Annotated in this window: 11 protein-coding genes; 10 read left to right on the forward strand and 1 reads right to left on the reverse strand. The window is 59.0% G+C overall.

Translation table 11 applies throughout. The annotated features are described in order from the left end of the window. Positions 1-174: 174 nt before the first annotated feature. From ACYJRZ_RS29150 to ACYJRZ_RS29175, 6 genes are all read left to right on the forward strand, one after another. Positions 175-1,164 (forward strand): substrate-binding domain-containing protein, encoded by a 990-nt coding sequence (locus ACYJRZ_RS29150; protein WP_459464622.1) that lies wholly within the window; start codon positions 175-177, stop codon positions 1,162-1,164. A 109-nt stretch (positions 1,165-1,273) separates the two neighbouring features. After that, entirely contained in the window at positions 1,274-2,338 is a 1,065-nt protein-coding gene (locus tag ACYJRZ_RS29155; protein WP_459464624.1) for an ABC transporter permease subunit, read from the forward strand. Next, entirely contained in the window at positions 2,331-3,077 is a 747-nt protein-coding gene (locus ACYJRZ_RS29160) for an ATP-binding cassette domain-containing protein (protein WP_459464626.1), read from the forward strand. The genes ACYJRZ_RS29155 and ACYJRZ_RS29160 overlap by 8 nt, the downstream gene beginning before the upstream one ends. 271 nt (positions 3,078-3,348) lie before the next feature. Next, positions 3,349-4,866: an HAL/PAL/TAL family ammonia-lyase gene (locus ACYJRZ_RS29165; protein ID WP_459464628.1), complete on the forward strand. Its 1,518-nt coding sequence runs from the start codon at positions 3,349-3,351 to the stop codon at positions 4,864-4,866. A gap of 113 nt (positions 4,867-4,979) precedes the next feature. Beyond that, positions 4,980-5,984: an ornithine cyclodeaminase family protein gene (locus ACYJRZ_RS29170; RefSeq protein WP_459464630.1), complete on the forward strand. Its 1,005-nt coding sequence runs from the start codon at positions 4,980-4,982 to the stop codon at positions 5,982-5,984. A 6-nt stretch (positions 5,985-5,990) separates the two neighbouring features. Further along, positions 5,991-6,800, forward strand: coding sequence for a phosphate/phosphite/phosphonate ABC transporter substrate-binding protein (locus tag ACYJRZ_RS29175; RefSeq protein WP_459464632.1), 810 nt, complete (start codon positions 5,991-5,993; stop codon positions 6,798-6,800). 30 nt (positions 6,801-6,830) lie between these two features. On the opposite strand, the gene ACYJRZ_RS29180 is transcribed toward ACYJRZ_RS29175, so the two are convergent. Then, positions 6,831-7,412: a nucleoside 2-deoxyribosyltransferase gene (locus tag ACYJRZ_RS29180; RefSeq protein WP_459464634.1), complete on the reverse strand. Its 582-nt coding sequence runs from the start codon at positions 7,410-7,412 to the stop codon at positions 6,831-6,833. A gap of 222 nt (positions 7,413-7,634) precedes the next feature. Here ACYJRZ_RS29180 and ACYJRZ_RS29185 point away from each other — a divergent pair, with 222 nt between their 5' ends. The 4 genes from ACYJRZ_RS29185 to ACYJRZ_RS29200 all read left to right on the forward strand — a co-directional run bounded on the left by ACYJRZ_RS29185 (position 7,635) and on the right by ACYJRZ_RS29200 (position 12,226). After that, positions 7,635-8,897: an adenylate/guanylate cyclase domain-containing protein gene (locus tag ACYJRZ_RS29185; RefSeq protein WP_459464636.1), complete on the forward strand. Its 1,263-nt coding sequence runs from the start codon at positions 7,635-7,637 to the stop codon at positions 8,895-8,897. Between the two features lie 237 nt (positions 8,898-9,134). Then, positions 9,135-9,659: a DUF992 domain-containing protein gene (locus ACYJRZ_RS29190; protein ID WP_459464638.1), complete on the forward strand. Its 525-nt coding sequence runs from the start codon at positions 9,135-9,137 to the stop codon at positions 9,657-9,659. Positions 9,660-9,846: 187 nt separating this feature from the next. After that, positions 9,847-11,079, forward strand: a complete 1,233-nt coding sequence (gene pepT, locus ACYJRZ_RS29195; RefSeq protein WP_459464640.1) for a peptidase T — start codon at positions 9,847-9,849, stop codon at positions 11,077-11,079. 274 nt (positions 11,080-11,353) lie between these two features. Beyond that, the gene (locus tag ACYJRZ_RS29200) at positions 11,354-12,226 is read left to right on the forward strand and encodes a hypothetical protein (protein ID WP_459464642.1); all 873 of its coding nucleotides are present in this window, start codon (positions 11,354-11,356) and stop codon (positions 12,224-12,226) included. Positions 12,227-12,285: the final 59 nt, after the last annotated feature.

Genomic DNA, 12,285 nt, shown 5'->3' on the forward strand with positions numbered 1-12,285 from the left:
GCGACGCAATGTCTGTGGACGGATAATCACGTTGCGGTTGCGGTCTAATTTCTGAATTATATCAATTGGATATAAGAAATTCTTTGCAGAAAAAAATTACTTGACGTGCTGCCGTAACCCACTGATTATCGCGTTGCCGGACAGGGGAGGTTCGGCTTCAAGAGGAGGAAAATCATGGAGCGCCGCTCATTTCTGAAGGCTTCGGCCGTGGCATCGCTCGCGACCGGTGTTGCGGCTGTAGCCGGCACCACCAAAGCTGCAGATAAGAAATTTACGATTGCCCTTATTCCGGGTCTGACGACCGATGCATTCTACATCACCATGCGCAAGGGCGCCGAGGCCGCAGCCAAGGCCGTCGGTGCCACGCTGGTGTTCCAGGGCGGCCCCGATTTCAACCCGGTGACGCAGGTTCCGGTTCTTGATGCGGTGATCGCCAAGAAGCCAGACGCAATTCTCATCGCCCCGACCGATAAGGATCAGCTGATTCAGCCGCTGAAAAAGGCCAATGATGCAGGCATCCCGGTCATTACAGTCGATACCTTCATCGGCACCGGTGTCTATCAGACCGGCAAGGGGGATGCCGATTTTCCTCTGTCCTACATCGCTTCCGACAACCTGCTAGGCGGTGCGATTGCCGCACGCGCACTGGCAAAAGCCGTTGGCGAAAAGGGCAAGGTCTATGTTTCTAACGTCAAGCCCGGCATCTCGACCACCGATCAGCGCGAGCAGGGCTTCAAGGAGGAAATGAAGAAATATCCGAACATCACTGTTCTGGAGACGCAGTATAACGACGACGACGCCAACAAGGCAGCATCACAGCTGCAGGCGGTCTTTGCCCGCAACTCCGATCTCGACGGCGTCTTCGGAGCCAATCTGTTCTCCGCCCTCGGTGCCGCCAACGGCGTGCAGCAGGCCGGCCAGACAGGCAAGATCCGCGTGGTCGCATTCGATGCGCCGACGTCTATCGTCGACAACATCAACTCCGGCCTGGTCGATCTGGCAATCGCGCAGCATCCGGCCGAAATCGGCTATTTTGGTGTGATGGCAGCCTACGCGCACCTGACCGGTAATTCGATCCCGACAGCGATTGGCACCGGCTTCACGGTCATCGACAAATCGAACGTGACGGACAAGAACGTCGCGAAGTTCATCTACTCCGATTGATCCGGAGCTGATCTGTGCCTCGCCGATCGGCGAGGCACATCATCCAACGATGATAGAGCGAACGGCGCCGTGATCTTCGCGCCTTCAACGCTTCAGTTTGGACCAGTCCATGACAATCGACAATGCAGAGGTCCGCAAGGCGGATCATCACGTGGCACCGCAGGCAGACCATGGCGATCAGGCAAAAACCATTCTAAACCGCATCGCGCAATTGCGTGCATGGCTCTTTCTTGCCGCTCTTATCGTGACCTTCGAAATATGGGCGCGGATCGATTTCGGCGGCACGTTCGTCGGTTCGAGCTTCAACTGGCAATCCGTCGCGATCTTCGCCGTGGCGCCGCTGCTGCTGGCGATCGGACAGACCTTCGTCATCATTTCCGGCGGCATCGATCTGTCGACCGGTTTCATCATGGGACTTGCCGCCGTCGTCGCGGCGCATGTCGCCAATATTGCCGGGCTCTACATGCCGCTGCCGATAGCGATGGTATTCGGCATTCTCGTTGCCATGCTGGCCGCCGCGGTCCCCGGCTTCATCAACGGTCTCCTGATCTCGCGTCTCAAGGTTCCGCCATTCATCGGCACGCTTGGCATGTTCGGCGTTGCGCGCGGCACGGCCTTTCTGATTGCCGGCGGCACCACCGTGCCCGTCAAGAATTCCTATTTCGCCGAGCTCGGCAACGGGCGGTTCTACGGTGTACCTTATCTCGTCATCGTCACGCTGGTCTTCGTGGTGATCATGCATTACCTGCTGAGCCAGACCCGATTCGGCCAGCATAATTATGCCATAGGCGCCAATGCCCAGGCCGCGCGCCGCGCCGGCATCGACATCAAGTCTCATCTCCTGCGGCTCTATATTCTCTCGGCCGTCTGCGCAGGTTTGGGCGGTGCGCTCTACGCAGCCCGCTTTACCGCAGGCGCCGCCCAAGCGGGCGAACCCCTGCTGCTCGACAGCGTGGCTGCCGTCGTCATCGGTGGTGCGAGCCTGTTCGGCGGTTCCGGCACGATCATCGGCACCGTTGCCGGCGCTCTCGTCATCGCCGTCATCCAATACGGTCTCGTCTTCATGAACGTGGAACCGTTCTGGCAGTTCATCGCCGTCGGCATCGTCATCATCATTTCGGTGCTCATCGACCAGGCACAGCGCCGATTCAGCGGAGCAAAACAGGATGAATAGCGCAACTCCCGTCCTCGAGGTCCGCAATCTCTCGCGTTATTTCGGCGCGGTGCGTGCGCTTGACAATTGCTCCATGGTTGTTCGGCCCGGGGAAGTCGTGGCGCTTGCGGGCGATAATGGTGCGGGCAAGACGACGATGATCAAAGCGATCTCCGGCGTCTATCCGCCGACGGCGGGCGAAATCCTGATCGAAGGTAAGCCTGTCACCTTCTCCTCGCCGCAGGATGCGCGCGAGAAAGGCATCGAGACAATCTATCAGGATCTGGCTCTGGCCGACAATCTGACGATCGGCGCCAATATCTTTCTCGGCCGCGAGCCAATGAAAAAGCTCTTTGGTTTCCTGCCGGTGCTTGACCGGAAGGCAATGGCGGAAGCGGCGCGCAAGACGATGGCGGAGCTGGACTTTCATGTGAAGCGGCTCGACGCACCCGTCAGCAATTTCTCCGGCGGCCAGCGCCAGGCGGTTGCGATCGGACGCGCTGTTTACTGGAATGCCCGCATCCTTGTCATGGATGAGCCGACCGCGGCGCTCGGCGTGCCCGAACAGCGCAAGGTCGTGGCCCTCATCAAGTCGCTGAAGGCGCAAGGGCGCGGCGTCATCTTCATTTCGCACAATCTGCAGGACATTTTTGCGGTCTCCGACCGCATCGTCGTTCTGCGTCGCGGCATCGTGGCAGGCGAGCGCAATATCGCCGAGACCAACCACGAAGAGATCGTGCGGCTTATGATCGGCGGCTGACCGGTCACCGGGCCACAGCCTTTTAAGACAAGGAGAATAGCGATGGTGCCGCCGCTATCTCCTTGTTTGCGTCAAGCTCTTGGATGGCCGCCGGAACTTTACCAATTATTGCCGCACAATGAGATAGCGGTGTTCTTCAATCGATATGACTATCGCCGGCCGTATCTCGTGCTATGGGTGATATCTACCTATTCTGACGACCGATATCGACCGGAAGACGTTCTGACGACGGTTGCGGGAAACCGAGCGCGCGTCTTGGAGGCAAGCGGGAATGAGCAAGACGGATAATATCGTATCTTTCACCGGGACGCCCCCAACGGTGAGCGATATTACCGCAATCGCGCGGCGCGATGCCAGGATCGAGATTTCGCAGGGTGTCGAAGACAAAATCAATGCTGCACGTGCCGTGGTCGAACGCTATTTGGCGGCGGACCAGCCTGTTTATGGTTTGACGACGGCGCTCGGCGCCGGGGTTGATACACGCCTAGCCACGGACGATCTCATCGCCTTCCAATTGCGAGTGCCACAGGCTCGTGCCGTAGGGATCGGACCAGCGCTTCCCCGCGCAGCCGTGAGAGCGATGATGGCCGCCCGCGTCGCCGGAATGGCGGCCGGCGGCTCCGGCGTATCGCTCCCGGTTTTCACCGGCCTCGTTGCCGCGCTGAATTCCGGCTTTCATCCAATGGTGCCGTCGCTCGGCTCGATCGGCGCAGCCGATCTTGCGCCTCTGGCGCATATGGCACGGGCCTTGTTGGGCGACGGCGAGGCGGAACTCGATGGCAAGGTTATGCCCGCGCTGGATGCCTTATCGAAGGCGGGCCTGACACCTTTGCCGATCGCACCGAAGGATGGCCACGTCCTCGTGGTCGCCAACAGCCTGTCGGTTGGCAAGGCATGCCTGTGCATCGAGGATATCGAACGCTTGTTCGATTGGTCGCTTGCAGCCGCCGCGTTGAACTTCGAGGCATTCCGCGCCAACGTCTCGGCTTTTGATGACCGGGCGCTAGCGGCAAGACCGGCGTTCGGCCAGCTTGAAACGGCGGCAAGGCTTCGCGAGCTGCTTTCCGGAAGTTCTCTTCTGACGGGCGGTGCGGCACGGCGCCTCCAAGATCCGTTGAGCTATCGCTGTGCCCCGCAGGTCTGGGGTGCCCTGTTTCACGCGATCGGCGAAGCGCGCGCCGCAACCGAGATCGAGCTTGCCAGTTCCGGTGACAATCCCGTCGTGCTGACCGAGGAAGGACTTATTCTTTCGCATGGCAATTTCGACATGACGGCCTTCGTTCTCGCATGGGAGCGGCTCGGCCAGGCAATCGCCCATTGCGCAGCAGCGATTGCCTATAGAACGATGAAAATCATGTCTCCGGGCATGTCGGAGCTGCCGCGGTTCCTGACACCGCTTGGGCAGAGCAGAACGGGTTTTGCCACCGTGCAGAAAACGGTTTCGGCGCTCGAAGCCGAGATACGCCATCTGGCCAATCCGGTGTCGCTCGCGCCGATCCCGGTCGCGGATGGTGTCGAGGATCAGGCGTCGATGGCGCCGAGTGTCCTCACGAAGATCGAGGCGATGATCGAGCGCATGCGTTATCTCGTGGCAATCGAGCTTGTCGCGTCCGCCCAGGCCGTTGAGCTGCGCGGTGTGGCGGGCGAGCTCGGCGACGGAACGCAGCACGCCTATCGCAAGGTGCGCGAACTGGTTCCGCCACTGGAGGAAGATCGTGCGCAGGGACCAGATTTTCAGAGGCTGTCGGAGTTCATTGAGAACGCCGACATGATGGACATGGCTTCCTGATCGATATGGCGGCAAGGTGGTCCACGCCCGTTGCCTCACTTTTCGCGGGCCGGCCATCCGGCCTTCATCATTCGATAGACCGGCACGGCCGGTGACATGCCTGGAGAACGGTAATGCAGGAAATCTGGATCGACTATCTGAATGCCATCGACGCCAAGGCGCTGGCCCTTTCCAACGACGAAATACTCGACGCCGTGACCAAGGCGCTCGATGCGCAGGGGCGCGGCGAGACGGTCATCGAGCCTCGTGTTCATCTCATACCCGAGAGTTCCGATAAGGGGCATTTCAACGTGCTGCGCGGCTATGTGAAGCCGCTCGACTATGCCGGCGTCAAGGTCGTCGGCGATTTCGTCGATAACTACAAACAGGGCCTGCCCTCGGAGCTGGCAGTTCTCAATCTGTTCGATCCGCGCACCGGCGTACCGAAGGCCATTATCGACGCGACTGCTATTACCGACATGCGCACCGGTGCGGTCACCGCTATCGGCGCGAGGTATCTCGCCCGCAAGGACAGCAAGATCCTAGGCCATATCGGCGCGCGCGGCACTTCATACTGGAATGTGCGATTGCTCGACCACCTCTTCGATTTTGACGAAATCCGCGTACATTCGCGCCGTCCGGAAAGCCGCGACGCCTTTGCCGCCCGACTGGAGAAAGATCTCGGCAAGAAGATCATCGTGACGGACAATTGGGAAGATTGCCTGAAAGGCGCCGATGTTATGATCGAGGCGAGCCGGCTGCCGGAGCCGACGCCGCTTTTCAAGACCGCCTGGGTCAAGAAAGGCGCCTTCGTCGTACCCTACGGCACGATGAGCGCGCTCGAATTCGACCTGACCGACATCATGGACAAGGTCGTCGTCGATGATTGGGGACAATGCGGACCAGGGCGCCCCTTCGGTGCCCTTCGCCGGCATGTCGACGAAGGCAAGGTGACGGCGGAGACGCTGCATGCCGAAATCGGCCAGATCGTCTCCGGCGCCAAGCCGGGCCGTGAAAGCGATGACGAGACCATCCTCTTCTGGCATCGCGGCCTCAGCACCACCGACGTCGCACTCGGCGCGGCGATGGTTGAAAAGGCGAAAAGCATGAATATTGGCCAGCGACTTCGGTTTGCGTGACGTGCCATGACGACTTCCAGTGCTATCGCTTGCTCGCGAATGTATAATCTCAGCCCAGGAATATCTGCTCTCTGGGATCAGCTCTTTCATTGGCTTGCCGACCGATCGGGCGTCGAACTGGAAGTCATTGCCCATGCCGCCCCGGCACCTTTGTCCGAACTTTGGGCGCGTCCGGATATGGGCGCCGTCTTCATGTGCGGCTTTCCGTTCTCTCAGCTATCGCCAATGGAGCGTCCGCAGCCGTTGGCCGCGCCGGTTTCTCTGGCGGACTGGGCAAACGGCCAGCCAGTCTATGCGAGCCATATCGTCGCCGCGCGCGATAAACAGCTTACAGAAGCTGATCTTGCAGGCGCGCGCTGGGGCTGGACGGTGTGGGACTCGCAGTCCGGCTATAATGCTCCGCGTGAATTCTTTGCCATGCTTCCGAACAGGCCTTCAGCAGCTCAAACCGTCGGCTCGCTCCTCAATCCGCGCGGCGTGATCGACGCCATTCGTTCGGGCGCTGTCGATGTGGGTGCCATTGACGCTTATGCCTATCAGCTTCTGGCATTGCACGAGCCGGACATGATCGCGCCATTGCGTATCATCGCCACCACGAAACCCGCCCCCTTCCCTTTGCTGGTGGCTTCGCGTCAGCAATCGCCTAATGTTGTCAATGCGCTACGCACCAATCTTCTCGCGGCACATCGAGATCCGGAAGGGAGCAATATCCTCGCATCGCTCGGCCTCAGCGCCTTTGCCGAACCGGATATTGCAGCGTATGACCAGCTTCCCATACGAGCGCGGGCGATCGATGCAGCGCTCGGAACATGGTGAAGCTCGAGCGCGCATCGATAGCTGAACCTATTATGCGCTGGCAGTCTGTTTCAGCAATTGCTCTGCCGCCAGGCTCAGGCATTCCTCGAAGGCTGTCAGATCGAGAAAGAGCTGCTCCGGCGCGACCTGGCGCGTGACAATGACACCGCCGCGTGCCGCAATGCCGCCGTCGAGCATCAGATTGTCGGCCATGTCGAAGTTTTCCAGCGCCATGCCATCGGGACCGCGGTGGCGCCCATCCTCACCGAGATGAACGTCGCCCCCATAGAGCTTGCTCACGCGCTCGAAATGGTTATCGGTGCAGTTGGAAAAGGCAAAAGCCGGGCAGCCGCGGGCGCACATGAAGCCGAGTTCGAAGGCGGTACCGATATCGGCCGCTATGCCACGAAACGGCGTCAGATTGGCGATGATGAGATCGGCGCTTGTCATCAGTTTTTCATTGATGGCGCTGATAGCAAGGCCACGCTGGCGGCGTGTCTCGGTTTCCGGCACGACCAAGTCTCCTGGAGAAACGGGCGTGAAGCCGTAGCTGCGTGCCATCGCGATCTTGCGATCGAGGATTTCCCTTGCGTTTGGAAGGAAAACTTCCGGACCTGCCAGATATGCTCTCAATGCCTTACCTCTTTGACCGAATATTGCACTGCGGAAGTTGCGGAACCATATGAAGCCTATGGCCGATTCAGGGCTCTTCTGCCATACCCGGCGCATAATTTACGAAGTCGCGAATTAAAAGTGATTGCCGTTCCCGGTCACTGGCGAGACGCGTATAGTTCTATTCGGATCGAATAGCGCTCACGATCCAGGACGGATGACGGAACCTGTGGGGTATAGAACATGCAATCTTCCATTGAGGCCGTTGCCGCCTCCACCCAGGACGACCAGGGCAACTGGCCGACAAAACAAAGCAAAATCCTCGATTGGCTTATGAATGATGTCCGCGACCAGCGGTTCATCGATAATATTCTCGTGGAACTTTGCGAAAAAATGCGGGCAATCGGAGTTCCGATCGCAAGAGCGACGATGCACTTTCGAACGCTGCATCCACAATGGCTGGGCGCGAGAATTCTTTGGCGCACCGGTATGAAGGAGGCCGATATCGCCACCTTCAGTTATGGGGTCGAGAATACGCCGCAATTTCTGGCAAGCCCGATCAACGAGATCTTCAACGGCGCGACCGAAGTGCGGAAAAATCTCGAGATCTGCGAGAAGGCGGAACTGAACTATCCGCTCTATAAGGAAATGTATGCGGAAGGGCTGACCGACTATATCGCCTGGCCTATCTATCACACGCTCGGCAAGCGTCACATCGTAACCTTTGCCTCGGACGCGCCCGGCGGCTTCACCGACGAGCACATCACCTTTCTGAAAGACCTGCTGCCCGCTCTGACGATGGTGACCGAAATCCGGTTGAAGAACATCATGGCCCGCACGCTGCTGCGGACCTATGTCGGGCCGCATGCCAGCGAAAAGATACTGGCCGGCGCCACGACGCGCGGCAGCGGCACCACAGTTGGGGCCGCGATCCTCATCTGCGATCTGCGCGACTTCACCACCATCTCGGACATGTGGCCGCGCGACGATGTCATCGAATTGCTGAACGGTTATTTCGACGCGATGGTCGAACCCATCGAGAAGCATGGCGGCGAGATCCTCAAATTCATGGGTGACGGACTGTTGGCCATTTTCCCGTTGAGCGATCCGAACGCCTGCCACAATCTTCTCGTTGCCATCACCGAGGCGCAGGCGGCCATTGCCGCTCTGAATGAGGAAAACCACGCGCAGGGGCGCGAAGTGCTGCGCTACGGCGTCGGGGTGCATGTCGGCGACGTGATGTATGGCAATATCGGCTCGCGCACCCGCCTTGACTTCACGGTCATCGGTCCCGCCGTCAATATCGCCTCACGGCTTGAATCGCTGACAAAACAGGTGAAGCGCCCGGTGCTGCTTTCCAAAGCCTTCGTCGATATGGCCGGCTGCCGACGCGATATGGAAAGCCTGGGGTCCTTTCCTCTGAAAGGTCTCGGCGAACCCGTTGACGTCTTCGCGTTCGCGGCAAAAGACAAACTGCCACAGGACGCGGAGACGCAGGCGGGATGAACTTTTGGTCCGAGAGACCATCGATTCGGTACGGCGCGATTCAGTCGGTAGCAAAACGTGAAATGGCAGAGGGGTGTCCCAGTATATAGATCTCCCTATATTGTGAGGTGGATCATGACGGTAGCCGCCTTAATTTTGGGATCGTTCTGGGCGTACGAACGTTAAATGAGGGTTGATTCTATTGGCCCGACTACGAGGGTGCCTGCCACCCATAATACTCTGACAAGGAGAAAACAGATGAGAAAAATTCTGACCATGGCGTTTTCAGCAGCATCGTTGATCGTTGCGGGCACCGCCTTAGCGCGCGCAGCCGATATGCCGGCGACCTATAGCGAGGAGCCGGATGACCGCAACGGCGTGAAAATCGGCTATCTCGAATGCGATATCGGCGGCGGCGTCGGCTATGTCCTTGGCTCCGCCAAGGAAATGGATTGCACCTTCCATTCGACAGTCGGGCATTCGCGTCGTGTCGATCATTATACCGGCGCGATCCGGAAGATGGGCGTCGATCTCGGCTTTACGACCCGCAGCCGGCTCATTTGGCTCGTCTTCGCGCCAACAGCCGGCTACCATCGCGGTTCTCTGAGCGGCCTTTACCAGGGCGCTACCGTTGAAGCCACTGTCGGTGCCGGCGTGGGCACGAACATCCTTGTCGGTGGCACCGCCGGCTCCATCCATCTTCAAACCGTGAGCGTTACGGGTCAGCTCGGCTTGAACGTTGCGGCTACCGGCACGTCGGTCACGCTGACGTCGGTCGATTGAGTATTTCGTTTAAAGTCTTGACCATTGAATATGGCCGCTCCTGCCTGGCGCTGGAGCGGCCTTTTCTATCGCGGCGCGAGCGCAGCCCGCTTCGAATATCAACGCCTTCAGCGCGAAATCGGTTTATCCATGCACTCGCGTAGCGCTATAGCTATGTAAAACCCTGAGATTCTTCGGAGCCAGATTCATGACCGATACCGTCACCGATCGTTTTCTTCGTTATGTTGTCGTCGATACGCAATCGGACCCGTCTTCGGTCACGCAGCCTTCCACGGCGAAGCAGAAGAATCTCGGCCGCATTCTGGTTGACGAATTGCTGGCGATCGGCCTTACCGATGCCCATCTGGACGAGCATGGCTATGTCTATGCCACCATTCCATCGAATGTGGACAAGCCGGTTCCCGTCATCTGCTTCTGCTCTCATATGGATACGGCGCCTGATTTCACCGGCACGAATGTCAAGCCGCAAATCCTTCGGAACTACGCCGGCGGAGATATCCGCCTCAGCGGCGATCCTCAGCAGGTCATTCGCGTTGACGAGCACCCTGCCCTGCAAGATCAGATCGGCCACGACATCATCACCTCGGATGGCACAACACTTCTTGGCGCCGACGATAAGGCCGGTCTCGCTGAAATTGTCGCCGCCGCCCAATATCTCGTCGACAATCCCGATATCCGCCATGGCACCATCAAGCTGTTGTTCACGACTGACGAAGAGATCGGGCGCGGTGTCGACAAGGTCGATCTGAAGAGGTTGGGAGCACAATTCGCCTATACGGTCGATGGCGAAACGGCGGGTCACATAGAGGACGAGACTTTTTCCGCCGATAGCGTCGAGATCGTCATCCAGGGAGTCGCCATTCATCCGGGCTTCGCTAAAAGCAAAATGGAAAATGCCATCAAGATTGCCGGCGCGATCATCGACAGGCTTCCGAAGGATCTCGCGCCCGAAACGACGGATGGGCGCGACGGTTTTATCCATCCGACGGGGATCAGCGGCTCGATGGAGAAGGCTTCGCTCGGCTTCATCATCCGCGATTTCGAGGAAGCCGGCCTGCGCGACAAGGAGGCTATGCTGGAGACGATCGTCAAGGAGGTCATGGCCGCCTATCCCGGCTCCTCGCATAAGTTCACGGTCAGACATCAGTACCGCAACATGAAGGTGATCCTCGATCGCCATCCGGAAATCGTCGAAAACGCTGTCGAAGCAATCCGTCGTGCAGGCATGACGCCGGTGCGAGGCAGCATTCGGGGTGGGACGGATGGTTCCAGGCTCTCCTTCATGGGCCTGCCTTGCGCCAATATCTTTGCCGGCGGTCATGCCTTTCATTCACCACTGGAGTGGGTGAGCCGGCAGGACATGGAAAAAGCCGTCAAGACGCTCGTTGAGTTGACCAAGGTCTGGGAAGAACGTTCCTGAATTCTTGCCAGAATAGGCCTCGCTTCCTCTATAGAAACTAGCAACTTTGTCGTGAAATAGCGCACTTGCGGCTGCCCGAGATTAATTTCGTTTAGCATTATGCAAGTCATCCGCGAATTTTTATATTGAAGCATTACTAAATTAGATTATTCTGTAATGTAGTCTTGGGAGGAAAGGAGAATAAGCAAGCCCCTTCATTCCAACTCTACGGTGCGCGCGCTCCGGCAATCAGAAACAGACTGTCACAAAGTCTAAGCTGAAACGGAGTTTAGTCATGAGAATACAATCTTCACGGATGGCAATTGCCGCATCCGCACTTCTTTTATTGGCCTCAACGAGCTATGCAGAACCGGGTGGCGGAACGGATCATGGCGGCAGCCAGTCCGGAAGCGGTGGACTGGGTGCCGGCGTCGGCGTATCGGTCGGCGGCATCAACGCCGGCTTGGGTGCCGGGCTGGGTTCGAATGGGCTCGGTGCCGGCCTCGGCGCGTCGATTGGCGGGAAGAATGGTGTCAATGCCGGAGCGGGCACTTCTGTATCCGGAACGAGCGGCGTGAACGCCGGCCTCGGAGCCTCGGTAGGCGGTAGTAACGGCATCAATGCCGGAGCGGGTGCCTCGGTATCTGGAACCAGCGGCGTGAATGCAGGCGCTGGTGCCTCCATTGGCGGTTCAAATGGCGTCAATGCTGGCCTCGGAGCATCGGCTAACGGTTCTGGGGTGAATGCTGGCCTTGGCGCTTCGGTTGGTGGCTCTGGCGGCGTTAACGCCGGTGCCGGCGTTTCCCTCGGAGGGTCCGGAGTGGGTGTTGGCGTCGGCGTCGGCATTGGCGGCTCGGGCGGCAGCACTGGGGGAGGATCTGGGGGCACAGGTTCCGGCGGCAATGGCACCGGCAGCGGGACCGGAGGCAAGGGCTCGGGCGGCATTGGAACGTCAATCGGCGGGCTGGGCGGTACGGGACTTGGGTCGGGACGTTCCGGCACCGGATCGAGCACCCGCACACTTGCGGCTTTCCGCACAATGTCGAGTGCCGAGCAGAAGCGTATGCTTATTGCCTGCCGTCAGGTGACGGCATCCGGCAATTTCGATGCCGGCCTTGTCAGCCTTTGCCGGCTGCTGCGCAGCACGGCGAGTGCTGGTGGCCTATAGGTGGTGCGCGACGAGGCGGCTTGATGCCTCATTCGCTTTGGTCAAAGGTCCGCGCCCTT

The sequence above is a fragment of the Rhizobium sp. No.120 genome, assembly GCF_054558365.1.